General features: G+C 71.8%; 25 protein-coding genes and 1 pseudogene. 8 read left to right on the forward strand and 18 right to left on the reverse strand.

Annotated features, from left to right (window positions below; genetic code table 11):
• Positions 1 to 45: 45 nt before the first annotated feature.
• Both ACWDBE_RS27550 and ACWDBE_RS27555 read right to left on the reverse strand, forming a co-directional pair.
• A complete protein-coding gene (locus ACWDBE_RS27550; protein ID WP_449793360.1) occupies positions 46 to 468 on the reverse strand; it encodes a cupredoxin domain-containing protein in 423 nt (140 codons plus the stop codon).
• A complete protein-coding gene (locus tag ACWDBE_RS27555; RefSeq protein WP_449793359.1) occupies positions 468 to 905 on the reverse strand; it encodes a hypothetical protein in 438 nt (145 codons plus the stop codon). Before ACWDBE_RS27555 ends, ACWDBE_RS27550 begins: the two co-directional genes overlap by 1 nt.
• A gap of 44 nt (positions 906 to 949) precedes the next feature.
• Here ACWDBE_RS27555 and ACWDBE_RS27560 point away from each other — a divergent pair, with 44 nt between their 5' ends.
• Positions 950 to 1,162 carry a hypothetical protein gene (locus tag ACWDBE_RS27560; RefSeq protein WP_449809389.1) on the forward strand — a complete coding sequence of 71 codons (213 nt, stop codon included), beginning with the start codon at positions 950 to 952 and terminating at the stop codon, positions 1,160 to 1,162.
• Between the two features lie 180 nt (positions 1,163 to 1,342).
• Positions 1,343 to 1,753 carry a peptidase inhibitor family I36 protein gene (locus ACWDBE_RS27565; RefSeq protein WP_449809390.1) on the forward strand — a complete coding sequence of 137 codons (411 nt, stop codon included), beginning with the start codon at positions 1,343 to 1,345 and terminating at the stop codon, positions 1,751 to 1,753.
• Positions 1,754 to 1,825: 72 nt separating this feature from the next.
• On the opposite strand, the gene ACWDBE_RS27570 is transcribed toward ACWDBE_RS27565, so the two are convergent.
• Positions 1,826 to 2,728 (reverse strand): alpha/beta fold hydrolase, encoded by a 903-nt coding sequence (locus ACWDBE_RS27570; RefSeq protein WP_449809391.1) that lies wholly within the window; start codon positions 2,726 to 2,728, stop codon positions 1,826 to 1,828.
• A 58-nt stretch (positions 2,729 to 2,786) separates the two neighbouring features.
• On the opposite strand from ACWDBE_RS27570, the gene ACWDBE_RS27575 reads away from it, so the two are divergent.
• On the forward strand, positions 2,787 to 3,389 hold the full coding sequence (locus ACWDBE_RS27575) for a TetR/AcrR family transcriptional regulator (protein WP_449809392.1): 603 nt from the start codon (positions 2,787 to 2,789) through the stop codon (positions 3,387 to 3,389).
• A 15-nt stretch (positions 3,390 to 3,404) separates the two neighbouring features.
• Here the strand turns inward: ACWDBE_RS27575 and ACWDBE_RS27580 are convergent, their stop codons facing one another.
• The 5 genes from ACWDBE_RS27580 to ACWDBE_RS27600 all read right to left on the reverse strand — a co-directional run bounded on the left by ACWDBE_RS27580 (position 3,405) and on the right by ACWDBE_RS27600 (position 7,304).
• A complete protein-coding gene (locus ACWDBE_RS27580) occupies positions 3,405 to 3,602 on the reverse strand; it encodes a DUF397 domain-containing protein (protein WP_449809393.1) in 198 nt (65 codons plus the stop codon).
• Between the two features lie 12 nt (positions 3,603 to 3,614).
• On the reverse strand, positions 3,615 to 4,439 hold the full coding sequence (locus tag ACWDBE_RS27585) for a DUF5753 domain-containing protein (RefSeq protein WP_449809394.1): 825 nt from the start codon (positions 4,437 to 4,439) through the stop codon (positions 3,615 to 3,617).
• Between the two features lie 34 nt (positions 4,440 to 4,473).
• Positions 4,474 to 5,121, reverse strand: a complete 648-nt coding sequence (locus tag ACWDBE_RS27590) for a lysophospholipid acyltransferase family protein (protein WP_449809395.1) — start codon at positions 5,119 to 5,121, stop codon at positions 4,474 to 4,476.
• 101 nt (positions 5,122 to 5,222) lie between these two features.
• Positions 5,223 to 6,788 carry a purple acid phosphatase family protein gene (locus tag ACWDBE_RS27595; RefSeq protein WP_449809396.1) on the reverse strand — a complete coding sequence of 522 codons (1,566 nt, stop codon included), beginning with the start codon at positions 6,786 to 6,788 and terminating at the stop codon, positions 5,223 to 5,225.
• Positions 6,789 to 6,797: 9 nt separating this feature from the next.
• Positions 6,798 to 7,304 (reverse strand): hypothetical protein, encoded by a 507-nt coding sequence (locus tag ACWDBE_RS27600; protein ID WP_449809397.1) that lies wholly within the window; start codon positions 7,302 to 7,304, stop codon positions 6,798 to 6,800.
• A 220-nt stretch (positions 7,305 to 7,524) separates the two neighbouring features.
• Here ACWDBE_RS27600 and ACWDBE_RS27605 point away from each other — a divergent pair, with 220 nt between their 5' ends.
• On the forward strand, positions 7,525 to 8,136 hold the full coding sequence (locus ACWDBE_RS27605) for a transglycosylase family protein (RefSeq protein WP_449809398.1): 612 nt from the start codon (positions 7,525 to 7,527) through the stop codon (positions 8,134 to 8,136).
• A gap of 194 nt (positions 8,137 to 8,330) precedes the next feature.
• Here ACWDBE_RS27605 and ACWDBE_RS27610 read toward each other — a convergent pair whose 3' ends face one another.
• From ACWDBE_RS27610 to ACWDBE_RS27620, 3 genes are all read right to left on the reverse strand, one after another.
• On the reverse strand, positions 8,331 to 10,142 hold the full coding sequence (locus ACWDBE_RS27610; RefSeq protein WP_449793370.1) for an amino acid transporter: 1,812 nt from the start codon (positions 10,140 to 10,142) through the stop codon (positions 8,331 to 8,333).
• A gap of 463 nt (positions 10,143 to 10,605) precedes the next feature.
• Complete coding sequence (locus ACWDBE_RS27615; protein ID WP_449809399.1) at positions 10,606 to 12,276, reverse strand: multicopper oxidase family protein; 1,671 nt, start codon at positions 12,274 to 12,276, stop codon at positions 10,606 to 10,608.
• 146 nt (positions 12,277 to 12,422) lie between these two features.
• On the reverse strand, positions 12,423 to 12,962 hold the full coding sequence (locus ACWDBE_RS27620) for a hypothetical protein (protein ID WP_449809400.1): 540 nt from the start codon (positions 12,960 to 12,962) through the stop codon (positions 12,423 to 12,425).
• Between the two features lie 303 nt (positions 12,963 to 13,265).
• Between ACWDBE_RS27620 and ACWDBE_RS27625 the strand changes: the two genes are divergently transcribed.
• The gene (locus tag ACWDBE_RS27625; protein WP_449809401.1) at positions 13,266 to 14,855 is read left to right on the forward strand and encodes an oleate hydratase; all 1,590 of its coding nucleotides are present in this window, start codon (positions 13,266 to 13,268) and stop codon (positions 14,853 to 14,855) included.
• Positions 14,856 to 15,166: 311 nt separating this feature from the next.
• Here the strand turns inward: ACWDBE_RS27625 and ACWDBE_RS27630 are convergent, their stop codons facing one another.
• Positions 15,167 to 15,940 carry a ribosome hibernation promotion factor gene (locus ACWDBE_RS27630; protein WP_449793348.1) on the reverse strand — a complete coding sequence of 258 codons (774 nt, stop codon included), beginning with the start codon at positions 15,938 to 15,940 and terminating at the stop codon, positions 15,167 to 15,169.
• A 257-nt stretch (positions 15,941 to 16,197) separates the two neighbouring features.
• On the opposite strand from ACWDBE_RS27630, the gene ACWDBE_RS27635 reads away from it, so the two are divergent.
• Together ACWDBE_RS27635 and ACWDBE_RS27640 are read left to right on the forward strand one after the other, a co-directional pair.
• A complete protein-coding gene (locus tag ACWDBE_RS27635; protein ID WP_449793347.1) occupies positions 16,198 to 16,899 on the forward strand; it encodes a response regulator in 702 nt (233 codons plus the stop codon).
• A gap of 127 nt (positions 16,900 to 17,026) precedes the next feature.
• Positions 17,027 to 17,443: a pyridoxamine 5'-phosphate oxidase family protein gene (locus ACWDBE_RS27640; RefSeq protein WP_449793346.1), complete on the forward strand. Its 417-nt coding sequence runs from the start codon at positions 17,027 to 17,029 to the stop codon at positions 17,441 to 17,443.
• Positions 17,444 to 17,533: 90 nt separating this feature from the next.
• On the opposite strand, the pseudogene ACWDBE_RS27645 reads toward ACWDBE_RS27640, so the two are convergent.
• Positions 17,534 to 17,878, reverse strand: a pseudogene (locus ACWDBE_RS27645) (histidine kinase); the annotation flags it as partial.
• Positions 17,879 to 18,281: 403 nt separating this feature from the next.
• On the opposite strand from ACWDBE_RS27645, the gene ACWDBE_RS27650 reads away from it, so the two are divergent.
• Positions 18,282 to 18,683 carry a YccF domain-containing protein gene (locus ACWDBE_RS27650; protein WP_449809402.1) on the forward strand — a complete coding sequence of 134 codons (402 nt, stop codon included), beginning with the start codon at positions 18,282 to 18,284 and terminating at the stop codon, positions 18,681 to 18,683.
• 237 nt (positions 18,684 to 18,920) lie between these two features.
• On the opposite strand, the gene ACWDBE_RS27655 is transcribed toward ACWDBE_RS27650, so the two are convergent.
• The 5 genes from ACWDBE_RS27655 to ACWDBE_RS27675 form a co-directional block, all read right to left on the reverse strand.
• Positions 18,921 to 19,565: a response regulator gene (locus tag ACWDBE_RS27655; protein ID WP_380452078.1), complete on the reverse strand. Its 645-nt coding sequence runs from the start codon at positions 19,563 to 19,565 to the stop codon at positions 18,921 to 18,923.
• Positions 19,529 to 20,836: a sensor histidine kinase gene (locus ACWDBE_RS27660; protein WP_449793594.1), complete on the reverse strand. Its 1,308-nt coding sequence runs from the start codon at positions 20,834 to 20,836 to the stop codon at positions 19,529 to 19,531. The genes ACWDBE_RS27655 and ACWDBE_RS27660 overlap by 37 nt, the downstream gene beginning before the upstream one ends.
• 338 nt (positions 20,837 to 21,174) lie before the next feature.
• Positions 21,175 to 23,685, reverse strand: a complete 2,511-nt coding sequence (locus ACWDBE_RS27665) for an ABC transporter permease (RefSeq protein WP_449793595.1) — start codon at positions 23,683 to 23,685, stop codon at positions 21,175 to 21,177.
• Complete coding sequence (locus ACWDBE_RS27670) at positions 23,685 to 24,485, reverse strand: ABC transporter ATP-binding protein (RefSeq protein WP_380452069.1); 801 nt, start codon at positions 24,483 to 24,485, stop codon at positions 23,685 to 23,687. The genes ACWDBE_RS27665 and ACWDBE_RS27670 overlap by 1 nt, the downstream gene beginning before the upstream one ends.
• A 234-nt stretch (positions 24,486 to 24,719) precedes the next feature.
• Positions 24,720 to 26,269 (reverse strand): alpha/beta fold hydrolase (locus ACWDBE_RS27675; RefSeq protein WP_449793596.1); only part of this gene is annotated, 1,550 nt, incomplete at its 5' end.

Consider the following 26,269-nt stretch of genomic DNA (forward strand, 5'->3'; position numbering starts at 1 on the left):
CGCGCCCTCCCCAGGTGCAGGGCACGAGCGTAGGGCAATCGCCCCTCAGGACACGGTCAGAATGCCGCGCATGAAGTGGTGGAAGGAGCACAGGTACGCGTACGCGCCCGGCTGGCTGGGCGCCGTCACCGTGGCGGTGGCGCCCGGGGCGATGGGGCCGGTGCCGAAGGTGCCGTCCTGGGCGGTGAGGGTGTGGGCGGTGGTGCCGGTGTTGGTCACGGTGACCACCGCGCCGGGGCCGGCGGTGAAGTCGGCCGGTTCGAAGGAGAAGTCGCGCGCCGCCACCGTCCCGGCGGCAATAGACGGGCTGGGCGAGGCGGCCGGAGAGTTCGCCACGGACGGCGACACGACGGCGGGGCTGCTGGTCTCCTCCGGCGCCGGCCCCACCAGCGCGCTGACGCAGCCGGTCAGGACGGCACCGGCCGCGAGCAGCAGCGCCAGGGCGACGGCCCGGACGCGGGACCGCATCACTCAGCGGTGACCAGCGTGACCCGCTTGGCGTCGGCGGCGGCGGGCGGGGTGGCGCCGAGGTCGGAGACGGTGGCGGTCAGGATGGCGTCGACGTCCGGGAGCCAGTTGTAGGTCTTGGACTGGACGATGACCTCCCGGGTCTGCGGCGTCCCGTCGCAGACGATGTCCGCTTCCGCCGTCCGGCTGGAGCCGAAGGCGGTGACGGTGGTGTCCTCCGGGTCCTTCTGTTCCACCGAGACGGTGAGCGAGCGGGCTTCCTCCGCGTTCGCACAGACGTACCCGATCCCCACCCGGACCCGGCCGGCGGCCTTGGGGTCGATCCTGGCCTCACCGAGGGTGACGGTGGTGGCGACCGGGTCGTCGTCGGCCCAGGCGGGCACGGCGGCGCCGGTGAGGCCGGTGACGCCGGTGAGAGCCGAGGTGAGTACCGTCATGATGATCCACCGTTGCACTGCAGCCTCCGGGGTCCGAGGACGTGTTGCGGCCGACGCTAACCGCCCGGAGAACCACCCGCGCGCCGGGCCGTCCTGACCGTCATACCAACGGCCCAGCCCCCGCCGCCCGCCGCGCCGCCACCACCACGGCGAGCCGGACCAGCACCCCGCTGGCAGCCCACCCGGCCGTCGCCCGCCTGGTCCTGCGGCGCCACGGCGAGGCGAGGGCGGCCACCGCGCTGCCCTCGGCGGCCTGAGCGCCCGCAGGACCGGGACCGGGACCGGCGCCTCCGCATCTGTCCACAACCGGAACGGCACGAAACCGTGGCGCGGACGGGACGGGCGTGCCAGCCTGTTCCAGGCCTCGGGGGCGATGGTCCGCAAGGGACCCGGCCTGCCCGGCCTTCCTGCACTGTCGACTGGGACGGGAGTACGGAATGCGCATCACGTTCGGACAACGCGCGGCCAAGATCGCGGCGGTGGCGGCGTTGACGGCCGGCACGGTGGCCATGGCCACCGGGAGCGCCCACGCGGCGGGCCCGGGCGGGGCGGAGGCGTGCCCCAACGGCAGCGTCTGCCTGTACTACAACTCGCCTGGCGCCGGCTGGGGTTCGTTTGACAACTTCTCGCCGAACCAGTCCCTCTACCTGGGGAACTACACCTTCGCCCGCTACGCGAACGGCTCCGGCTACGGCCAGAACATGTACGGGAACGCCGCGTCGATCGTCAACAACACCGGCCACACGGTGTCCGTCGGGCTGATCACCGGGGGCTACCAGTACTTCGTGGCGGGATACGCGGGATCGCTCAACGGCGCGACGAACAACGACTCCTACCTGTACAGCTGACAAGCACCGCCAGGCGACCCTGAAGGGCCCTCACCGAGTGCGGGCCCTTCAGGGTCCTGGCGCGCCGCCCGGCTACGTGGCCCGCCGCTCCCCCCCGACCCCGCCGATGAAGCCCAGCAGCCGCTCGTTCACCGTCTCGGGCTGCTCCAGGTTGAGCCCGTGGCCGGCCCGCTCCAGGATCTCCGCCCGCACACCGGGAATCAGCCGGGTGACCCGCTCCACCACCCGGCGCGGCCGCAGCAGCGCACTGCGCCTGCCCAGCAGGACGAGTACCGGCAGCCGGATCGACGCCAACTCCTCGTCCGTGAACGTCCGGACCGGCGGGCGGCCGCTCGGCTTGTAGCTCCGCAGCGCGAGCATCAGCGGCGCCGTCATCTCACGCGGCGCGCTCAGCGCGGGGTTCGCCAGCAGCCGGCCGACCGCCGGACGCAGCGGGCGCGGGGCGAGCAGGCCGAGCAGCCCGGCGACGAGGTGGACGTAGAAGCGCGCGGGTACCTTCTCGATCCCGCCCGGGTCGAGCGGCACGACGGAGGCCAGCCGCTCGGGGGCGTGGACGGCCTGGTTGAGCGCCAGCCAGCCACCGTACGAGGCCCCGACCAGGTGCACCCGCTGCAGCCCGAGGCCGGCCAGCACCTCCCCCAACCAGGCCGCGTTCTCCGGCGGTCCGGCCGCGACGGCGCGCTGGACGCTGCGGCCGGGGTCGTCCAGGGTGTCGATCGCGTAGACGGGGTGGTCCTCGCCGAGGGCGGCGATCTGCGGGTACCAGTTGGACGGGTGCCCGGCGTGGCCGTGCAGCAGCACGATCGGGTCGCCGGTCGCCGCGCCGTAGCGGTGGACGTGGACGCTGCCGTAAGCGGTCTCGACGTCCAGCTCCTGGCGCGGACTCGGCCAGAGTTCCATCGCCCGGTCGTAGGCCGCAAGGAACTTCGCCCGGGCCGACTCGCTGACGAAGTGTCCGACGGTGGTCCTGGTCATGATCGCCCTCCCTTATTGATGGTATGGTTGTACCACAAAAACATCCGGAAGGAACCCGATGCCGAAGCTGGTGGATCACGAGGAACGGCGGGCGCACATCATCGACGCCCTGCTCCGCTCAGCGGCGAGCAGCGGACTGCACGCCGTCACCATGCGGTCGGTGGCGGTCGAGGCCGGCGTCTCGGTGCGGCTGGTCCAGTACTACTTCGCCACCAAGGAACAGCTGCTGCTCGCCGCCATGACCCGCCTGGCGACCCGCATGGGCGAGCGCGTCCAGCGCCGCGCACGCGAGAGCGGGGCGGACGGCGACCCGCGCGGCATCATCGAGGCGGTGCTGCTGGAGGCGGTGCCGACCGACGAGGAGAGCAGGGCGTTCCACCTGATCTACACCGAGTACGCGGTGCTCTCCGTCACCGATCCGGCGCTCGGCGGGCAGCCGTTCCTGGCCGCGCCGAACGAGATGGAGGCCTTCCTGGCCGCCCAGCTCACCGCCGCCCGACAGGCCGGGGACGCCGTCCCCGGCCTGAACCCCCGCCAGGAGGCCGTGGTGCTGCTGGCCGTCTCCGCCGGCCTCGGCCTCAGCGTCCTGCTCGACCAGCGCACGGCGGAGGAGGCCGTCGGCGCACTGCACTACCACCTGGGCCGCGTCTTCCACCGATAAGGCACAGGACGCCACCTAGGCCGTCAGATGGTCGAACTCTCCTGCCTTGACGCCGCCCAGGAAGGCGTGGAGCCCGTCAGGCGATGTGGTGATGATGACATCGGGCTCATCGCTCTCGCGGATCCGGACGCGGCCGTCGGGTGCCGCTGCGACGTAGACACAGTTGGCGGTGTCGCCACTGAATGAGGACTTCTGCCAGGCCTGAACGATCACGGTCTCCCCGTCTCACATGCTTCGGGCGATACAGCGGATGACGTCGCGGGACGCCTCGGGCTTGAGTGCGGTCGCCTCCAGCCGATCCAACACGGCTCGATACTTGATCAGCTGCGGCTCGGCGTCAATGAACTCGAATCGATCCCCATCGACCTGGACAGTGTCCAACCGTGCGACCTCGGCATGGACGTACACGATTCCGGCGCCGGAGCTGGGGTAGCTGCCGGTACCGAACGGGATCAACCGCAGGTCGATGTGAGGATGCTCGCTCATGGTCAGCAGATAATCCAGCTGATCACGGGCGACCTCCGGACCACCGAAGCCCATGCGCAAGGCGGTCTCATGAACTATCGCCGACAGCGGCATCGGCTGCTCGCCATAAAGCACCGCTTGTCGCTTGATGCGATGAGAAACAAGGTGTTCCACCTCGGGCGGCGACAGGGGTGGAACTACATCCCGGAAGAGCGCGCGAGCATGCTCAGGAGTCTGGAGGAGACCAGGGATGTGAACCACCGAGGCGATCCGCATCGATCGCGCATGATGCTCGACTTCCGCCAGGTCAAGAGCTCCAGCCGGAAGGATCTCGCGGTACTCCTCCCACCAGCCCCGCGTGCGCCCGCCGGTCATGCGGGTCAGCGCCTCGATCAGGGCCTCGTCCGCGCAGCCATAGAGACGCGCCAGGGCCCGCACTCGATCGGCGCTCACCGGGGGCCGGGGGGGCGAATGTCGCGGCGGCGGTCGGCGGGGCGAGTAGAGCAGCAGCAGTGGCTTGTGCGGCGCCCGCACACCGTTGTTCGTCCAGCGCCTCAGCCGCGCCACCCGATCGAGCCAGTCCATGCCCGCCAGCGTAGTTGGCGCCCCGGAGCCGGGATCAGCGCCGGCCGCACCGCTGCTGGGCGGTGTGCCAGGCGGCGGTGACGGCGCGGTGGGCGGCGGCCGTGGCGTCGGGGATGTCGGCGGGCAGGTGGACCGGGGTGCCGAGGTGGACGTGCAGGGCGGGGCGGCGCAGGGGGGCGGTGGCGAATCCGGCGAGCTGTTTGGCGGTGCCGCCGGAGCTGAGGCGGCGGGCGCCGCACTGACCAAGCGGCACGACCGGGGCGCCGCCGGCCGCCGCGAGCCGGGCCAGGCCGGTGCGGAAGGCGCCCGGTGCCGTGTCGCCGGAGTCCCGGCGCCGCGGCAGGCCGCCCTCACCGTAGATCAGCACGACCCGGCCGGCCGCGAGCGCCTCGGCGGCCGGGTCGAGGGCGGTGGCCGCCCGGGCCGTCCCGCGGTGGACGGGGATGTGCCCGCCGGCCCGCAGCACCGCGCCGAGCACCGGCACCCGCCACAGCCCGGCGGTCGCCATCACGACCGGTTCGGTGCCCAGCCGGCGCAGGGCGGCCAGCACGACGCCCGGGTCGGCGAGCGAGCTGTGGTTGGCGGCGACGATGCTGCCCGGGGCGATCGGGCCCGGCACCTCGGAGGTGACGGACAGACGGCCGAGGACGGGCACCAGGGTGCCGGCGATCCGGCTGAGCATGGCGGTTCCTTCGTGGACTTCGGCGAGGTGATGTCTCCATGCTCGCCGGGTGGCACCGCCGGCCGCCTGAGTAGGAGTACTCAACCGGTCCGGGTCTGCGGTCAGCTCCGCTGCACGGTGACCCGGTCCACCGCCGTGCCGTCCTCCATGAGGGAGCGCACGTCCATCCGGGCGGGCCTGCCCGCGACGGCGGGGGTCACGTCGACCGCGACCAGGCAGTAGCCGGTGTAGCGGACCCTGGACCAGGTGACCTTGACGGTCTGGTTGTGGCCGCTGCGGTCGGAGACCACCATCGGGACGGACTTGTCGTTGGCGGTCTCGTGCCCGAGGTAGGTGTCGGCCGCCGGGAAGGAGTAGAGCCCGCCGCCACCGCCGCCCGCGACCACGTAGGTGGTGCCGTCCTTCACCGGGTCGACGGTGTCGCCAGAGGCGACCTTGCGGGTGGCCTTGCCGGCCCGGATGGGGTCGGTCCGCTCGTAGACGTGGTTGTGGCCGCTGAGCACCAGGTCCACCTGGTACTTGTCGAACAAGGGGGCCCAGTCCTGCTGCGCGCCGAGTTCGGCTCCGTTGTCGTGGCAGGTGGAGTAGGTGCACTGGTGCAGGTAGACGACGATGAAGTCGATGCCGGTGTCGGCGCGGAGCGCGGTGAGCCGGCTCTCCAGCCACTTCTTCTGCTTGCCCTTGGTGTAGTCGAGGTTGGCCGGGGTGTTGTAGCAGACGTCGTTGCCGTCGAGGCTGATCAGGCCGACGTTCTGGTACCGCCAGGAGTAGATGCCCGTGGACTGGCTCCAGGCGTTGTCGGGAGTCGTGAACCGAGCGCGCATGCCCCCGTAGCCGTCGGCCCCGTACCACGGCTCCATCTCGTGGTTGCCGATCGCCGGCATCCACGGGGTCCGGGAGGCGACGGGGTCGTTCTGCACGAAGAAGGAGTCCCACAGCCGGGCGTCGTACGCGTCGCCGGTCTTGCCGCTGCCACCGGCGTTGGCGTACGAGAGGTCGCCCATGTGGAGGTGGAAGGCGGGGTCGAGGCCGGCGATCAGGTTGCCGGTGGCGGCCGCATTATACCCGATGCCCTGGTCGCCGAAGGCGGTGAAGGTGAACCCGGCGCCGCGGCCGGGAGCGGGCGCGGTGCGGAAGCTCGCCATGTCGCCGAGCCGGGCGCCCTGGCCGGCCGGGTCGTGGCCCTGGTGGCCCACGACGTAGTAGTAGGTGGTGTCCGGGATCAGCTGGTCCAGCCGCGCGTGCAGGTAGAACTGGGTGACGGTGGTGGGCTTGACCAGGGGCTGATCCTCGACCGGGTGCTGCCAGGAGAGCTTGCTGACCAGGGTGCGGACCTCGGCGGCGATCGGGGCGCCGTAGTCGCCCGGCTGGACGCCGAGCCGGACGAAGGGGGCGGTCACCGCGTCCGGCACCTGCCAGGAGACGACGACCTGCTGGGAGGGGTCGGCCCCGAAGGCGAGGTGTCGGCCGAAGGGCCGCAGGGCGGACCCGGCGATCCGCTCGCCGCGGGGTGCGGGGACGGTCGGGGCGGCGAGGGCGGTCGGGCGGGGGTCGGCGAGGGCGGTACCGGGCAACAGGAGGCCGCCGGTCGCGAGGGCCGCACCGCCCGCCGCGCCGACTCGGAGGAGGTCACGCCGGGAGTGCCGTGGGGTCTCGGTCTCGGACATGACATCAAGTTAGGAAACTTCCCTAACCTTTGACAAGAGGTCCGCCGTCGCCGAATGTTCTTTCGACTTCCTTTCGCCGTAGGTCAGTTGACGAAAACGCGAGGGAACGCGCGGGCAGCGCCGGCCAAGGCGGCCGGGCTGAACCTGACCACCGCCTCCGCCCACCTCCATGCCGTCGGAACCTGAACGCCGCCGGAACCCGAACAGCCGTCCCCCGGCCGGCAGACCGGTCGCGGCCGGCCGGGGGACGCCGCGTCGGGGAGTCCTCAGCGGACGCCCGGCAGGCCGGCGGTGACTTCCGTCCAGGGCGTGCGAGCAGACGCGGCCCCGCTCGGCGGGCAGGCTCTCCAGCGCCTTGGACAGCACCGCGCGCAGCCGGTCGACGTTCCCCGCGAAGACCTCCGGCACCTCCGCGTGGGTGACCCGCGGCTCGGTGACGCGGCCCAGCAGCGCGTACGGCCCCGAGCCGCCGATCACGCCCGACTCGGCCCGCGCGGCGCCCTGATCGATCGTCATCGATCGCATCCTTCTTCGAGAACGTCCGGGCCGTTGTGGGTCGGTGACGGACCGCGAGGGTGACGGCCGATCGGCCGCGGGCCGCCGGGGTGGTCCCGGGCGGCCGTGCGGGTGACCTGTCGGACGTGTCGGCGCCAGAACACCCCGTCCGGCGTGCATGGGTGGGAGTGCGCCGTCCGCGGACGGTGCCGGTCCTTGTCCCCGAGTCTGTGAGCCGCGCATGCCTCCCAACGCCCGTCTACGCCGTATCGTCCCGACCGCGCTCTGCGCCCTCTCCGTGGCCCTCGCCGCCCCAGCGGCCCACGCCGCGCCACCGGGCCGCGACACCGGGTCCGACCCCGGGAGGTCGGGCGGCGGCTCGTACGACTGGGACCGCGTGGCGTCCTGCGAGAGCAACGGCAACTGGCGCATCAACACCGGCAACGGCTACTACGGCGGCCTCCAGTTCGACCAGCCCACGTGGCGGGCGAACGGCGGCCTCGCCTACGCACCGCGTGCCGACCTCGCCACCCGCGAGCAGCAGATCGCCGTCGCCCAGCACCTCGCCGACCGCCGCGGCCTCTCCCCCTGGCCCGTCTGCGGCGCCCGCGCCCCCCGCGCCCCCCGCGGCCAGGGCCGCGAGGCCGTCAAGCCACCCCCGGCGTCCGCCCGGACCTCGACCGTGTCGGAGGAGGGCACCTGGACCGTCCGCCGGTACGACACCCTCGGCGAACTCGCCGAGAACCTGGGCGTCCCCGGCGGCTGGCCCGCGCTCTTCGAACTCAACCGCGACACCATCGGCGAGGACCCGGACCTCATCCAGCCCGGCATGGTTCTCTACCTCCCTTCCTGACCCCACCCCCGCCTGAATCCGTCGATCCCTACCCGACCCCACCGACCACCCGACCCCCGACCACCTGACCCCACCGACCCGCCGCCCGCGCCCGCCCCGGCGCGGGCGGCGCCCTGTTGCCCCCGGGGTACGCCGCCGGCCCGCCCGCTCACTCGGAGCGGACGGGCCGGCGTGCGACTGGCCTCCGGACGGAGTCAGCCGACGTGGACGCGCGGGCGGCGCGAGCGGTCCGGCTCGGCCTCGCGCAGCACCTCGCGGGTGACCGGCGCGACCTCGCCCTGTCCGAACAGGAAGAACCGCAGGAACTGGGCGAAGGGGCTGCCCTCGGTCCACTCGAAGTAGAGGTGCGGCTGCTGCCCGGTGCGGTCCCGGATGTTCAGCGCCAGCGCGGCGAGCGCGTTCGGGATGCTGGAGCTCTCCAGGGTGAGCACCCGGTAGCGGCCGTGCAGCACCTCGCCGCGCACGGTCAGCTCGGCCTCGAAGTCGGAGGCGTCGCGGACGGTCACCTCGACGAAGACCAGGTCGTCCTCGCCGGGGATGTCGTTGTCGGCGCGGATCTGGCGGATCTTGTCGCGGTACTCGGCGATGTCGCGGTGGCTCGGCTCGTTGGCGATCAGGCGCAGCGGTCGGTGCGCGTAGTCCCTGATGAAACGTTCCGCCACGTCGTCCATGGCCACGCTGGTGACGCGCAGCTCGAAGGCGCGGCGCAGCCGGGAGAGCAGCGAGACCAGGATGATCCCGGCGATGAAGCAGGCGCCGATCTTCAGACCGTCCGGCCGCTCCAGCACGTTCAGCACGGTGGTGTAGAGGAAGATCGCCGCGATGACCGCGAAGGCGATGGTCCAGCCGCGCTCGCGCTTGCGGTACGCGGCGATGGTCACCGCGATGGCGGCCGAGCTGATCAGCACCAGCACGCCGGTCGCGTACGCGCCGCCCTGGGCGTCCACGTCCGCATCGAAGATCCAGGTGACCAGGAAGCCGATCAGGGTCAGCACGATCACCATCGGCCGCACCGCGCGGGCCCAGTGCGGGGCCATGCCGTAGCGCGGCAGGTAGCGGGGCAGCAGGTTGAGCATGCCCGCCATCGCGGAGGCGCCGGCGAACCAGAGGATCGCGATGGTGGAGAGGTCGTAGACGCTGCCGAAGGCGCCGCCCAGGTACTCGTGCGCCAGGTACGCCAGGGCGCGGCCGTTGGCGTCACCGCCGGCCTTGAACTGGTCGGCCGGGATGAGCAGCGTGGTGATGAAGCTGGTGGTGATCAGGAAGCAGCTCATGATCACGGCGGCGGTGGTCAGCAGCTTGCGGGTGCCGCGGATCCGGCCGGCCGGGTCGGCCTCGGTGTCGGTCGGGTCCCCCTGGATGTGCGGCATCACGGCGACGCCCGTCTCGAAGCCGGACAGGCCGAGCGCCAGCTTCGGGAAGGTCACCAGGGCGACGCCGACCATGACGATCGGGTTGCCGTGCTGGGCGGTCAGCGCGTCCGTCCAGTCGGTGACCACGTGCGGCGCCTCGATGATCTTCCAGAGGCCGACGGCTACCACGACCACGTTCAGCACCAGGTACGTCCCGACCAGGAACACCGCCAGGCCGATCGCCTCGCTGAAGCCCTTGAGGAAGACCGCGCCGAGCAGGGCCACCAGGACCAGCGTGATCAGCACCTGCTTGCCGCCGAGGAAGCCCGTCAGGTGCGGGTTCTCCACCAGGTGCGCGCTCGCGTCGGCGGCGGACAGCGTGATGGTGATCAGGAAGTCCGTGGCCGCGAAGCCGAGCAGCGCGAGGACGAACAGCTTGCCCTTCCAGAACGACAGCAGCCGCTCCAGCATCGCGATCGAGCCCTCGCCGCGCGGGCTCTCCTTGGCCACCCGCCGGTAGACCGGCAGCGCGCCCAGCAGGGTGACCACCACCAGCACGATGGTGGCGATCGGCGACAGCACGCCCGCGGCGAGGGCGGCGATGCCCGGCTGGTAGCCGAGCGTCGAGAAGTAGTCCAGGCCGGTCAGGCACATCACCCGCCACCAGCGCTGGCCGACGTGCCCACCCGGCGCGGCGGAGTCCCCCGCCGCGCCGGCCCCGTCCGACGCCTCGGGGGCCCCCTGCGCCGAGGGCGTCTGCGCGGGCTTCTCCGCGGTCACGTCCTCCAGCAGCCAGCTGCGGAGGCGTATTCGCGCCGACGGCGCATCCGACTCCGCCGTCTCCGTCGAACCCGACGAAACCACCTTGCACCTCTTGTTTGAAGACCCCGTAAAAACGCCGTCGGGCGACGGCAGAGCGACACGCTATGCGACGTGCGTTAAGAATCCGCTACCGGCCCGCGTTAAGAAAACGTCATGGCCGCGCAGGTCGGCGGGGTGGCACGGCGCGGCGGGTCGGGTGCCGCGAACGGAGTGATCCCGAACCGTTGCGCCGGTTCGGGGCCACTCCCGGGGTGAAACCCGGGACCATTTCCGCGGGGGGGGGAGAGCTTGAGGGTCAGGCCCGGTAGCCGAGGACGGTCATCATGCCCGTCTCCGCGTGGTAGACGTTGTGGCAGTGCACCATCCACAGGCCCGGGTTGTCGGCGTCGAACTCGACGGCCAGGGTGGCGCCCGGCAGCACGATCGCGGTGTCCTTGCGCGGGCCGTCGCCGGGAAGCGCGAAGCTGTGGCCGTGCAGGTGGACGGGGTGCCACATGGTGGTGCTGTTGCGGAACTCCAGCCGCACCCGCTCGCCCGCCGCCACCGGGTGGCGCTGCGCCGGGTCGTACGGGCGGCCGTCGAACGCCCAGTCGGCCTTCGCCATCCCGCCGGTGAGCTCCAGCTTCACCGTGCGGTCCGGCGACTTGGCGGGCAGCCGGACGCCCGGAGCGGCCCTGAGCTGCCCCGCGGTGACCAGCCGGCCGTCCAACTCGGCCGGGCGGACGGCGGCGTCGGGCGCGGCGCCGCCACCGGTGCGCAGCACGGCCAGGGCGGTGGCGTTCTTGCCCTCGGCCAGCGCGGTCAGCGGGAAGGCGCCGTCCTTGGCGGTGACCAGCACGTCGTAGCGCTCGCCCATGCCGAGCAGCAACGCCTGGGTGGTGGCGGGTTCGACCGGGAAGCCGTCGGTGTGGGTGACGGTCAGCTCGTGGCCGCCGAGGGCGACCCGGTAGGCGGTGTCGCCGCCGGCGTTGACCATGCGGATCCGGATCCGGTCGCCGGGCTTGGCGGTGAAGGTCTCGGGCGCGGTGGCGAGCCTGCCGTTGACCAGGTGGAACGGGTACGCGACGTCGCCGGCGTCGCCGCCCAGCAGCGGGCTCCGGGCGCCCATCAGCATCCGGGTCGGGCCGGCGGGCGTGCCGGGCGTGCCGGGCGTGCCGGGCGTGCCGGCTGCGCCGCCCGTGTTCATGCCCGGCATCCCGGACATGTCGTGCCCGGCGCCGCCCGAGTGGTCCATGCCGCCCGAGTGGTCCGTCCCGGCCATCCCGTCCATCCCGCCCATGCCCTTGGCGAGTTCGGCGAGGACGGCGTCCGGGGTGCTGCCGTCGACACCGTCCACCCAGTCGTCCAGGACGACGACCCACTCCCTGTCGTAGGCGAGCGGCTCCCTCGGGTCCTCGACGATCAGCGGGGCGTACAGACCGCGGTCCTGCTGGACGCCGGAGTGCGGGTGGAACCAGTACGTGCCCGGGTGGCTGAGCGCGAAGCGGTACTCGAAGGAGGCGCCGGGCCTGACGTCGGCCTGGGTCAGGCCCGGGACGCCGTCCATGTCGTTGCGCAGCGCGAGGCCGTGCCAGTGCAGCGAGGTGGCCTGCGGCAGGTGGTTGGCCAGGGTGACGGCGAGGGTGTCGCCGAGGGTGGCGCGCAGCTCCTGGCCGGGCAGCCGGTCGCCGTACGCCCAGCTGCGGACGGTGCGGCCGCCCAGGTCGAGAGTGGTCTCGGTGGCGGTGAGCGCGACCTTGTGCTCCGGGCCCGGGTTGCGCGCGGCCTCGGCGGCGGCGACCTCGGGGCCGTTCGGGGCGAGGTAGCCGGCCGGGGCGGCGGTCGCGGTCGCTCCGCTCGTGGGGCCGTGGCCCATGGACGCGTGGTCCATGCCCTTCATCGAGTCGGAGGAGCAGGCGGTGAGCAGACCGGTCCCGGCGGCGGCGAGCGCGGCGCCGAGGACGGTACGGCGGGTGGGTGTGCGCATGACGGAGTGCACCTCGTGCGGTGTGTGGGTGTGCAGGACGTCGCATCGGCCGTTTCGCGCGCGGGCGCTCGGGAGTGCGCGCGGGCGCGTTGACCTGCGCGCGGACGCCCCTGAGCGGGCGCGGGCACGGAACGGCGGGCGCACGCCTACTGACGCAGCACCGAAAGCCGGGTGAGGAGTGTCCGCCCGCCTCCGGGCGGGGGCAGCGCGCGTACGGCCCGCAGCAGCCGGGCCCGTACGTCGGCGGCGGCGTCACCGCTGTGGCGCGGCAGCGAGCCGACGAGGAGGAACACCAGGGTCCAGCCGGCCAGGACGGCGAGGCAGACCGCCATCGGGTCCATGCCGCCGGGGGCGGCGGGGTCGGCCGCGGAGGCGGCGGGGTCGGCCACGGAGGCGGCGGGGTCGGCCACGGAGGCGGCGGGGTCGGCCGCGGAGGCTGCGGGGTCGGCCGCGGAGGCGGCGCCGCGGACGGGCTCGGCGGCCGGTCCGTGGTGGACGGCGCCCGCCGGATGCGTCGCGGAGGCGTGCGTCCCCGGGCCCTCGTGCCCGCCGGCGCCACCGGAGCCGCCGTGCCCGCCGCTCGGATGGCCGAGGGTGTGCATGGTCACGATGCCGAGCAGCAGCGCGGCGAGCAGCAGGCGCGGCGCCCACGGCACCGGCGGACCGAACGCCCGCAAGCGCGCCATCCTCCGCCTCCTCGACCTCAACACCGCCCCTTGTTACCCCCACAGGGTATCCCGACCTTACGCCCCGGACCGCGCCGGGGCGCGCCGTGCACCCTCCCGCTCAGGCCGTGCCGTGCGGGTCCGCGCCCGGCCCCGCACCCAGGACCGCGGTCGGTCCGGGCGCACGACCGCCCGGGACCAGTGGTCCCGCGGCCGGGACCACCCGGCCCTCGCGGCCACCGCTCCGGTTCCAGAAGGCTGGAAGCAGCCTGCCGACCCTACGCAGGGCGCCCAGGGGCGCCGACCCGCACATCCGGAGAAACCATGATCGACAGTTCGCGGGAGACCAAGGCCTACCTCGTCGGCGGCGGCATCGCCTCCCTCTCCGCAGCGGCCTTCCTGATCCGGGACGGCGAGTTCCCGGGTGAGAACATCCACGTCCTGGAGGAACTCCCCCTGGCCGGCGGCTCACTGGACGGCCGGGGAGCCGCCGAGCAGGGCTACGTGACGCGCGGCGGGCGGATGCTGGAGGACGAGGCGTACACCTGCCTGTGGAACCTCCTGGAGACCATCCCCACCCTGGACGACCCGGACCGGACGGTCAGGCAGGAGATCCTCGACTTCAACGAACAGTGGCCCACCGACGCCAAGGCGCGCCTGATCGACCGGGAGCACCGCATCCTGGACGCCTCGCAGCTCGGCTTGGACACCCGTGACCGGATCGAACTCGCCCGCCTGCTGGCCCTGCCCGAGTCGGTGATCGGCCCCCGGCGGATCGACGAGTTCTTCTCCGAACACTTCTTCGCCACCAACTTCTGGGCGATGTGGCGTACCACCTTCGCCTTCCAGAACTGGCACAGCGCGATCGAGCTCAAGCGCTACTTCCTGCGCTTCGTCCAGGAGTTCCCGCGCATCCACACCCTCTCCGGGGTCCGCCGCACCCGGCTGAACCAGTACGACTCGATCGTCCGGCCGCTCATCCGGTGGCTGACCGAGCGCGGGGTGCACTTCGAGCACGGCGTCACGGTGCGGGACGTCGACTTCACCGAGGACCGCGGCATCCGCCGCGCCAAGTGCCTCCACCTCGACCGGGACGGCCGCCCTGAGACCGTCGAACTCGCCGATCCCGACCTGGCGTTCATCACCCTCGGCTCGATGACCGCGGACGCCGCCTACGGTTCGGACGACACCGTGGCCGAGCTGGTCCGCGACAAGCGCGACGGCGGCTGGGCGCTGTGGGAGACGCTCTCCCGCAAGGCCCCCGACTTCGGCCGACCCGCCGTCTTCAACGGCAACATCGCCGAAGCCGCCTGGCAGTCCTTCACGTTGACCATGCGCAGCCCGGCCCTGCTGAAGCGGATCGAGGAGTTCTCCGGCAACGCCCCCGGCACCGGTGCGCTGATGACGTTCAAGGACTCGCCCTGGCTGATGTCCGTCGTGGTGCCGCGACCGCCGCACTTCGAGGGCCAGCCGGAGGACGTCCTCACCCTCTGGGGCTACGGCCTGTTCATCGACACGCCCGGCGAGCACACCGGCAAGGCGATGGCCGAGTCCACCGGCCGGGAGATCCTGGACGAACTCCTCGGCCAGCTCGGCTTCGACGACATCGCCGACGAGGTGCGCGCCACCACCACGGTCACCACCGTGATGATGCCCTACATCACCAGCCAGTTCGTCCGGCGCGGTGTCCACGACCGGCCGCTGGTGATCCCGCACGGTGCCCGGAACTTCGCCTTCCTCGGCCAGTTCGTGGAGATCCCCGAGGACGTGGTCTTCACCGTCGAGTACTCGGTGCGCGGCGCCATGCACGCCGTCTACCGGCTGCTCGGCCTCGAGAACCCGATTCCGCCCGTCTACCACGCCCTCTCCGACCCGAAGACGGCGTTCCAGGCGCTGAAGACCGCCTTCGGCTGAGCCTGCGACGCCCGGATGCCGCGTCCACCCCCGGGTGGGCGCGGCTTCCGGCTTCCGGCTCCCGGCTTTCCGCTCCCGGCTTTCGGCTTCCGGCCGGCGACCGCCGCCGCACGGGCGTACGGGCGTACGGACGCACGCCAAGGGCCCGCCACCGTGGCTTCGGTGGCGGGCCGTTGACGATCGGGCCGGGGCCGACCCGGGACGGGACCGGCCCGGCGCGGCCCGGCGCGGGCGGGGCGGCCGGGGCGGCCGGGGCGGCCGGGGCGGCCGGGGGCGGCCGGGGGCGGCCTCGCCGGGCCGGCTCGCGCCGGCTACTGCGCGGGAGTGATGACGCCGTAGTGGCCGTCGTACCGGTGGTACAGCACGTTGCCGCGCCCGGTCTCACTGTTCGTGAAGAACACGAAGGGCAGGCCGCTGAGGTCGAGCCGCGATACGGCGGCGGCGACGGTGAGTTCGGGCGCCTCATGGGTGCTCACCGAGATGCCCGGCTCGCTCTCGGGCGCCGCTCCGGTCGAGGCGATCCGGTACACCCCCGTCTCGCCGTCGTGGTGGACCACACTGTCGCAGCCCGTCACCGCGTCGGTGTACAGATGGAAGTCGTAGTCCATCGCCTCCAGTTCGTACACCGCCGCCCACGTGGTCTGGCGCGCGAGGCTGTAGCTCTTGTGCCGCACGATGCGGCGCTCCTCGGCACCCAACACCCGGCGCTGCGGCCGGTGTTCGCGCCCGGCGGCCGCCGAAGGCCCGGCGTGGTGGCGGTGCTGGTGCCGGTGGGCCCGGACCCGGGCGATCCTGGCGTTCAGCCGGTCCTGGAGCAGGTCGACGGCCTCCTGCATGGTGGCGGCGGCGACGTGGGCGCGCACCGGACGGCCGTTCAGGTCGATCGTGGCCTGGGCGGTCGACGGCCTGGCCACGGCGTGGTTGGGCTCCTGGGTGAGCCTCACCCGGACGGAGAGAACGGGCTCGTCGAGGCGTTCGAGTACGGCGAGCAGCTTGGTCCGGGCGTATTCGGGTGCGGCCAGGGAGACTTCACCACGGGTCGTCACCAGGACGTCGGTGGCGGGACGGCTCTGCAGACGGGTCATCGGAGTTCCTTTCCGGGTGGGCTTCAGACTGCCGCGCGCCGGTCCGCCGGGCCGAGGGCTGAAGGTCCCGTCGGCAGCGTCCTGGGTCCCGGTCCCGCGGCCGGTCGGCAGCGCCTTGGGTCCCGGTCCCGCGGCCGGTAGCGCCTTGGGTCGTGCGGTAGGGCCGTCCGGCCCTACCGGCGCGCCCCGATGTCCGGCACACTGCGGTGAGATCTGTACGACCTGTCCCTGGGGGGCGGGCTGAGCACGGAGCGGTGATGGCGGACGACACGGTGGCCGACGCGGGCGAGCCGGTGAAGGTGTTCCTCCTCGACGACCACGAGGTGGTCCGGCGGGGTGTGCACGACCTGCTGGACGCGGAGCCCGGCTTCACGGTGGTCGGCGAGGCCTCCACGATGACGCAGGCACTCACCCGCGTTCCCGCCCTACGCCCCGACGTCGCGATCCTGGACATGCGCCTTCCCGACGGCGACGGCGTGACCGTCTGCCGCGAACTGCGCTCCCGGATGCCGGAGTTGGCCTGCCTGATCCTCACCTCCTTCGACGACGAGGAGGCCCTGCTCGACTCGATCATGGCCGGCGCGGCCGGGTACGTCCTCAAGCAGATCAGCGGCACCGACCTCGTCTCCGCGGTCCGTACGGTCGCCTCCGGGCAGTCCATGCTCGATCCCGGCGCCGCCACCCGGCTGATGGCCCGGCTGCGCGGCGAGGCCGCGGCGCAGCAGCCGTCCGACTTCCCGCAGCTCACCGACCGCGAGCGGGAGATCCTCGCCCTGGTCGGCGAGGGCCTGACCAACCGGCAGATCGGCCAGCGGCTCTACCTCGCCGAGAAGACGGTCAAGAACCACATCTCCCGGCTGCTCGCCAAGCTAGGCGTGGAGCGCAGGGTCCAGGCCGCGATCATCGCCAACCAGGTGCTGACCGGCCAGGACCCGCAGTCGGCGCGCCGGACCGTCTGATCCGCCGGACCGTCTGCCGGCACCCGCGCCCGGGCCGAAAGCATCCGGTGTCCGGGGACCACCCGGAGGCCTTCGGGGGACCATCAGCCCCTCGCGGAAGGACGTGCCGCCGCCGAGCATGGATGCCATGACCGCCGAATTCACACCCCTGGACGAGCCGCAGTGCCTGGCCCTGCTGGTCGGGGCAGCCGTCGGCCGACTGGTCTACACCGTCGGTGCGCTGCCGGCCGTGATGCCGGTCCGCTACCGGATCGCGGCGGACGGCAGCGTCCTGTTCCGCGCCGACGCCGACTCCGAGATCGCCCGGGCGGTCGCCGACGCGGTGGTCGCCTTCGAGGTGAGCGAACTCAGCGATACCGACGGCAGCGGCTGGAGCGTCACCGTCCTCGGCCGGGCGGACGTCACCTCCGATGTCCCGGACGGCCGCCCCGTTCCCGCCGTCGCGCCCGCGCCGCCCCCGGAACCGGCCGCCGGCCACGTGACCATCCGCATCCACCCGGAACTGGTGACCGGGCGTTCCCTGCCCGGTTCACCCTCCTGCTAGGAGCTGTTCAAGGTTCGGATCATGTGGCTGGAGTCAGGGATTTCAGCCACATGATCGATCCGCGGAGGTGCAGGCCTGCCGTGTAGCTTTCCGGGCTCTTGCCGACAGCAGGCTCCGGGTGATCTCCGCGCTCGCGCTCAGCCAACGCTGCTGGCGCCGGGCCTCCGCGTACAGGCGGGCGTTGTCGATCGCCACGCCGGCCGCGACGGCCGGGGTGGCGATCACGGACTCGTCGTTTGCGGAACACCTCGTCGCGCACCCGGACCGGGACACCGAGGAAGGTCCGCATCACCGGGTGGTGCGCCGGGCAGCCGTACGACGCCGGGTGCTCCGACAGCTCTCCAGCCGCAGCGGCTCGGGGTTGCGGATCAGCTCGCCCAGGAGCCCCCGGCCCGTCGGGTACGGGCCGATCTTCGCGATCTCCTCCGGTGAGAGAAATTGCTGCCGGGGGAATTCGAAGAGGAGGATCGGTCGAGCTCTGACGAGTTCGAGATCCTGAGCAGGACAGCCCCCGGAAAGGAATAGCAGCCTCCGGGAGAAGGCTCCTGCGCGGCGGATGTGCGGGGCATGGCGAACATGCCCCGCACATTGCTTTTCCGGGAGCGCGGACGGAGGTGTCCGTCAGGCCTTCGGTGAGCAGGCGGACGACCGCCTCCCCGAGGTCGTCGGCGGCACCGGGCCAACGGCCGCGGCCGGTTCCCGGGGCCGGAAGGGGCCTGGTCCCGGGCGGTGACCCGGACCGGCCCCTGAGGAACGACCCCTAAGGGCGTGAACACGCTCGCCGACGGGCATGGCACGGTCGTAGTGCAACGCCATCAGCCGTGAGAAGGTAGCAAGTATGAGTGCAATAAGGTTCATCCTCAATGTCATCTGGCTTGTTTTCTGCGGCATTTGGATGGCTCTTGGCTACCTGCTCGCCGGAATCATCTGCTGCGTACTCATCATCACGATCCCGTTCGGCATCGCGTCGTTCCGGCTTGCCGGGTTCATCCTGTGGCCGTTCGGGCGGTCGGCGGTGGAGCGGCCGGACGCGGGGCCGGCGTCCTGCGTGGGGAACGTCATCTGGCTGGTGTTCGCCGGCTGGTGGCTGGCTCTCGGGCACCTGATCACGAGCATCCCGCTGTTCCTGTCGATCATCGGCATCCCCTTCGGATGGGCCAACCTGAAGATGATCCCGGTCTCGCTGATGCCGCTCGGCCGCGAGATCGTGCCGACCGACCAGGAGTGGGGCGCGCGGTAACCGTCACGAACACTGATGGCCGACGAGGGAAGAGGTCCCCGTCGGCCATCAGTGTTCGCACCGTTCGGGCCCGCGTCAGCTTCCGCCGGAAGCGGAGCGGCGAAAGCGCGCCATGCTGAGCGTCCGAACGCGATCCCGTTGGCGATCGCCTCCACGCCGGTGAGCGGCGACCGAGCAGCGGCAGTTACTCCGGCTTCCTCCCGGCGCGACCGGCCGGACAGGGCCTCGTGCGTCCACTCAGGCGTTGAGGTAGGCGAGGACCGCCAGGACGCGCCGGTTGCTGTCGCTGTCCGGGGGCAGCATGAGCTTGACGAAGATGCTCGAGATGTGCTTGGCCGCCGCACCCTCGGTGATGACGAGGCGTTGTGCGATGGCGGTGTTGGAGCAGCCCTCGGCCATCAGCTCCAGGACGCTGCGCTCTCGTACCGTGAGTGCGGCGAGCGGTTCGTCGCGTGCGTGGCTCACCATCAGTTGGGAGACCACGGAGGGGTCCATGGCGGTACCGCCGGCGGCGACCCGGCGGATCGCGTCGATGAACTGCTCGTTGTCGAAGACGCTGTCCTTGAGCAGGTAACCGATGCCGCCGGTGCCGTCGGCGAGCAGCTCCCTGGCGTACATCTGCTCGACGTGCTGGGAGAGCACGAGGATCGGGAGTTTGGGGATCTCACGCCTGGCCTGCAGGGCGGCCTTGAGGCCTTCGGTGGTGAAGGTCGGCGGCAGCCGGACGTCGACGATCAGGATGTCGGGACGATGCCTGGCGGCGGCCTCGAGCAGGTCGGGACCGTTGTCGACGGCCGCCACGGTCTCGAAGCCGTAGGCGTCCAGGAGTTGGATCAGCCCCTGCCTCAGGAGGAAGAGGTCTTCAGCGAGGACAACACGCACGGTATCTCCATCTTGATTGCGGTCGGACCACCCAGCGGGCTACTGATGTCGAGGGTTCCGTCGAAGGTGGCCAGCCGCCGGCGGATGCCGTGCAGACCGGTTCCCGCGGTGGCGTCGGCACCACCGCGGCCGTCGTCGATGACCCGGGCGTGCAGCACGGCGCCGTCCTGCCAGGCGCTGACCTCGACGTGCTCGGCGCCGGAGTACTTCAGGGCGTTGGTCAGCAGCTCGGACACCGCGAAGTACAGGGCGGATTCGAGTGGTGGCGGCACCTCGCCCGGGATGCTCACCGTCACCTCGACCCGGAGCGGGCTGGCCAGGCCGAGGGCGCGCAGCGCGTCGGCCAGGCCGCGTTCGGCGAGGATCGGCGGGTGGATGCCGTGCACCAGGTCGCGCAGCTCACGCAGGGCCGAGATGGAGGAGGTGCGGGCCTCGCGCAGCAGCCTGCGGGCCTCGTCCGACTCGCTGCCGAGATGGCGTTCGAGCGCCCCGAGGGTCATGCCGAGGCTGACCAGCCTGGCCTGGGCACCGTCGTGCAGGTCGCGTTCGATCCGGCGCAGTTCGGCGGCGGCCGCGTCCAGGGCACCGGATCGGGTCTCGGCCAGGTGCTGGACCCGGACGGTGAGTCGGGAGCGCTCGGTGGGGCCGAGCAGCAGGCGGGTGAAGTACGCGTGCGCGGTAAGGAAGGCCGGGCTGTACCACACCCAGACGACGAAGAGCGCCGCTGCCGCCAGCGCGCCCAGGGCGGCGGTGGGTTGGCTCTGGATCGGGACGAAGAAGTACTCGCGCCCGGTGCCCCGCGCCCGCAGGATGGGCCGCCACAGGCCGCAGGCCAGCGCAAACCCTTCGAGGACGTAGTAGAGCACCACGGCGGGCAGGAAACCGATCATGCCGACGACCGAGTTGAGCAGCAGCCAGAGCAGGTCCCGCCAGCTGGCCGGATCGGTCAGAATCCATTTGCAGCGGCGGATCCAGCCGACGATGTCCTTCTCGAACTCCTGGGGCTCCGGCCGGTAGGGAACGGCGATCTCGATTCCCGATCGGGCGGCCACCCGCCGGTTGGCGTTGCACAGCCAGCGGACCCACTTGGTCACGATCGGCAGCATCACCGCGCCGATACCGATGACGAAGAGGATCACGAAATAGGCGGTGATCAGGAACAGGCAGACCGAGAGCATGGCGCCCAGCGCGATCAGCACCCCTACCACCAGGTCGGTGCCGGCCCGGCGGAGTCGGGCGGGGAACTCGTGCAGGCCGTTCCTGATGTTCACCAGGTCTCGCTCGGGCCCGCGCAGGGGGATGTGGCCCGGCGGGATATGGGCAAGGCCTCCGGATCCGCGGCTCGGTCGATGGACGGGTCGAAGGAAGGGCGGTAAGCGAAGTACACCTGAGCGATCGTCCATCCGTGACAGCAGTGATCCCGCGAGCCCGTCCGACGAGTACGTACAGGACGTACCCACCGGTCGTGCTCGCGGGTTTTTTCGATCGGCGCCACGTTACTAAAACTCAACGAGCCGTGACGAGTTGACCGACCGGCGGTCGGCCGGGAAACGGCTGTGGGGCCGCTCCTCCGTCCGGGGGTGACGGAAGAGCGGCCCCGGCGTGCCGGTCAGGCGGACCTGGCCGTTTCGATCGGCGGCGTCCGCATGCCCCTCCAGGAGGGGAACAGGGTCGCGCCGAAGATCAGGACGAGCGCGCCGCCGATGATCGCGAGGTAGATGCCGATCGAGCCCTTCGGCAGGATCGAGTCGGCCTTCACCAGGCTGTACGGGACGATCGTGGTCGCCGAGGAGATGGTGCCCAGGATGGTCGCGATGACGGCGACCAGGGCGCCTTCGACGCTCAGCATGCCCAGCACCTGGGCCTTGGTGGAGCCGGTCAGACGCTGGAGACCGAACTCGCCCTGGCGCTTGCGGGTCACCGCCACCAGGCTGTTGATCACGGTGATCGCCGCGTAGCCGACGATCATGGCGACGATGGTGTAGTTCGAGGAGACCAGGATCTGCTGGATCTGGTTGTTGGAGCTGGTCAGCGTGGAACGGTCGGCGATCGCGGTGCCGGGCACCGTGGCCGCCACGCCGTCGAGGTGGGACTGGATCTGGGCGTGGTCGGCGCTGCCGTCCGCCTTGACGAGGATCTTGGTCGGCAGGCCGGTGGTGGTGTGCGGGGCCAGCACGTCGGAGGGCAGCAGCAGGTACTGCTCCTGGGGGTTGTCGGCGTAGGTGGCCACGACCTTGGGGTCGGCGGCGGTGCCGTCACCGAAGTGGATCTTCAGGTTGTCCCCGATGCGGACGCCGAAGTCCTTCGCCTGCTTGTCCGACAGGGCAACCGTGTTGCCCTTCAGGTCGCCGATCGATCCGTTCAGCGAGTCGAGCGCGATGGTCTGCTGGACACCGTTGGCCGAGACGCCACGCAGATCCATGGTGTTGCCGCTGCCTGCGGCGTCCACGAAGCCGATGGAGCTGACCAGTTCGGAGACGCCGGACACGCCCGGGATGGAGCGGACCGAGCCGATCACGCCCGGCGCGAAGCCGCCGGTCGAGGAGTCGAGCACGTAGTCGGCCAGCACGTTGCTCTCGTAGCTCTTGGCGGAGACGGTGTCCTCGGTGGCCTGCATGTACAGGGTGCCGTTGGCGATGCCGATCAGCAGGATGATCGGAGCCACCGCGCCCGCCATCCGGACGTTGTTGGTGGTGGCGTTGCGCAGCGCCATGTACCCGGACAGCCCGGAGAACGCGCGGACGGGCCAACGGAGCGCCACCACGATCGCCTTGGTGATCCCCGGGGCGAGCAGCGCCACGCCGATCGCGAACAGGACCGAGGCCGGTCCCGCGGTGCTCGCCAGGGTCGGACCGTCGGTCATCACCGTGACCGTGACGACCGACAGCGTGACGCCGTTGAGCATGAAGAACAGCGCCAGCAGCAGGCGGGTGGTGGTGAGCCACTTGGTCTGCAGGGTGCTCTCGGCCATCGCCGCGACCGGCTCGGTCTTCGCGGCCTTGCGCCCCGCGAACAGCGCCGCGCCCATGGCGGCCGCGATCGCCGCGAAGGCGCCGACCGTGATCGGGATCCAGCCCTCGCGGAAGATGATCTCCTTGGACACCACGCCGTTGCCGGTCAGCTGCCCGTACAGCAGCTTGCCGACCACGAGGCCGGGGGCGATCGCCAGGGCGGTGGCGATCACCGACAGCACGGCGGTCTCACCGAGGATCATCCGGCGCACCTGCCGGGAGGTGGTGCCGATCGCCCGCAGCAGGGCCATCTCGTGCGCCCGCTGCTGGAGCGAGAGCCCGAGCGTGGAGGCGACACCGAACATCACGATCAGGACCGCCCAGCTGCCGAAGATCGCCGCCAGGATGGTCACGGTCCGCTGGCTGGAGAGCGTGCCCGGCAGGTCGGCCAGGCCGCGCCGCTCGCCGGTGAGCACCATCGCCTTGCCGCTGACCGCCGAACTCACGGCCTGCTCCAGCGCAGCAACGTCGACACCGGCCGCCGGCTGCACCCCGATGGAGTCGAACTTTCCCTTGGAGTCGGCTAGTTGCTGCGCCTGGGCATCGGAGAAGAACAGGCTCGGCTGGATCGTCTCGCCGGTGGTCTGGTGGGCGATGCCGGAGACCGTGAAGGTCCGGGCAGCGCCGTGCACGGTCAGCTGCACGCTGGAGCCGACGCCGGCGCCCGAATCTGCCGACAGCTTCGCGTCGAGGACCACCTGGCCGTTGCCCGGGGCCACGCCCTGGGTCAGCGTGAACGGGGTCAGCCCGGCGCCGGACCAGTTGTGGCCCTTCGAGCCGGCGTCGACCGCCTTGCCGCCCACCACCACGGTCGCGGGGAAGGACAGGTCGGTGATCGCGTTGCCGACGCCGGGAACCGCCTTGACCGTGTCGAGCACACTCGGGTCGATCCGGTTGCGCTCGGTCAGCGCGGTGTCGTCGTGGGTCTGCTGACCGGTCACCACGATCGGCACCCCGGCCAGGCGCTGCGGCGGGGCCGCCATCCGGACGCCGGTCTCCATCAGGCCACCGCAGGCCATCACGATCGCGGCACCCAGGAACATCGCCACGAAGGTGGCGATGAACCCGGTCTTACGGAACTTCAGTGTGCGCAGGGCCAGTAGCAGCATCAGCGGCCACCCCCCGACAGGGCGGAGGAGGGCTCGAAGTTCTCGTCATCCCAGGCGCCGAGCCGGGTCATCCGCGCGGCGACGGCCTCGGCGGTCGGCTGGTACAGCTCGCCGACGAAGCGGCCGTCCGCGAGGAAGACCACGCGGTCGGCGTAGGAGGCGGCCACCGGGTCGTGGGTGACCATGACCAGGGTCTGCCCGCCGGCGGTCACCGACTCGCGCAGCAGGCCGAGCACGGCCGCGGCGGTACGGGTGTCCAGGGCGCCGGTCGGCTCGTCCGCGAAGACCACGGCGGGCCGGGTCACCAGGGCTCGCGCGATCGCCACGCGCTGCTGCTGGCCGCCGGAGAGCTGGCCGGGCAGGTGGTCGAGCCGGTCGGCCAGACCGACCCGGTTGACCACCATCAGGATCTGGCTCTTGTTCGGACGCTTGCCGGCCAGCTGGAGCGGCAGCACGATGTTCTGCATCACCGTCAGGGCCGGAAGCAGGTTGAACGACTGGAAGATGAAGCCGATCCGGTCGCGGCGCAGCTTGGTGAGCCGCACCTCGTCCAGGTCCGCGAGGTTGGTGTCACCGACCAGCACCTTGCCCGAAGTGGGCTTGACCAGACCGGCGGCGCAGTGCAGAAAGGTGCTCTTGCCCGATCCCGAGGGGCCCATCACGGCCGTGAAGCTGCCGGTATCGAAGGTCATGCTCAGTCTCTTGAGCGCGGCCACCTCGTTGTCGCCTTTGCCGTAGATCTTCTCGACCGCTTCCAGCCGGACGGCCACTGCCTGCTGACCGCTCTCCTGAGTCTGCACTGGAACTCCCACCCGGTTAAATCACGCACCTCACGCGAACTGGTATCAACGGTAGAAGCGGCGGCGGTTCGGCACATTGGCATTGCTTGGCGTATCCGAGGTAGAACTTTCTCCCCCTCGGTGGCGGATGTTCTACCACCACCGCAAGCCGCTTCCGGGAACACCAAGGGCGCGGAACCGATGGCCCGCGCCCCTGGTCACCGGGCCCCTGACGGCAGGGCCGGCGAGTAACGGTCAGCTTTCGAGGGTTCCGAGCGTCGAAAGCCAGTCGTCGACCGCCTCTGCCACCACCGGCGCCGACTCCTCCAGGATCGTGAAGTGGGTGCCGGGCACCTCCCGCAGCAGGTGCTCGCCGCTCCACGAGGCTCGCCAGTCCTCGGTGCCGGGCGCGTCGGTGAAGGACTGCGCCGGGCGGACGAAGAGCACCGGGGCCGACAGCGCTCCCGGCAGGCAGTCCACGATCAGGTCGCTGTAGCGGCTCATCGCGGCAAGCCTGGCGGCGCTGAACCGGCCGAAGGAGGACTCCCGGTCCAGCATGCCCCGGAACATCTGCGGCCAGAGTTCGTCCTGGCCCTCGCCGCCGGGCAGGTAGGTGTCCAGCAGGACGACCCCGGCCGCCGGGGTGCCCGCCTTCTCCAACACCTCGGCGGTGGCGTGCGCGAACTGGCCGCCGGACGAGTAGCCGACCAGGACGAAGGGCTCCCCCGCCGCCATGGCCGGCAGTCCTTCGAGGAAGACGTCGAGCACGGCGTCCACCGAGCACGGCAGTGCCTCCCCGGGGCCGAACCCCGGCACCGGCGGCACCACCACCTCGCGGCGGCCACGGAAGTGCGAGGCGAACCGGGCGTACTGGTGGGCGCCGCCGAGCGCCATCGGGGAGGGGAAGCAGATCAGCTTGGGTCCCTGCTCCCCCTGGGCGAGGCGGACCGGCTCGGCCAAGCGCTCCAGTTCGGCCGCCGAGGAGAAGTCGGGCAGGATCTCGGCGACCGCGTCGAGCAGCGCCATCCCCTTCGTCATCCGGCCCTCGGCGGCGGCCCGGCGCAGCAGCCCGCTGATCGACTCCAGGTCCTCGGCAGCGTCCTCGGCAGCGTCCTCGGCGCCGCCGTCGACAGCGCCGTCGGCGCCGGCCCCGGCGAGCCCGGACCCGCCGTGGGCCAGCTCGGTTCGCAGGTGGGCGGCCAGGTCGGCCGGGGTGCGGTGGTCGAAGACCACGCCGGCGGACAGGGCCAGCCCGGTGGCCGCGGAGAGTGCGATGCGCAGTTCGGTGCCGGAGACCGAGTCCATCCCGGCCTCCAGGAAGCCGACCTCCGGCTCGATCGCCTCCACGGAGGAGTGGCCGAGGATGGCGGCGCTCTGCGAGCGGACCAACTCGACCAGCAGCTCCTGCTGTTCGGACTCGCCGACCCCGGCGAGGCGCGCGCGCAGCGGCGCCACCTCCCCCGCCCCGGCCTGCTGGTCGGGGGTGTCGAGCGCGCCGACGACCAGCGGGACGTCCGCCGCCAGCCAGTACCGCCGGTGCTGGAAGGCGTACGTCGGCAGCTCCGCCCGCCCGGCACCGGGGAAGACCGCCCGCCAGTCGGGAGCCAGGCCGTCCACGTAGAGCTGGGCCAGCCCCGTCAGCAGGGTGACGCTCTCCGAGCCGAGCCGGCGGCCGAGCGGGACGAACGCCGTGTCCGGCGCCTGGACGCTCTCGCGGGCCAGCCCGGTCAGCACCGCGTCGGGGCCCAGCTCCACGAAACGGGTGACGCCCGCGGCCTCCAGCGCCCGGACACCGTCGTGGAAGC

The organism is Kitasatospora sp. NPDC001132, assembly GCF_053598415.1.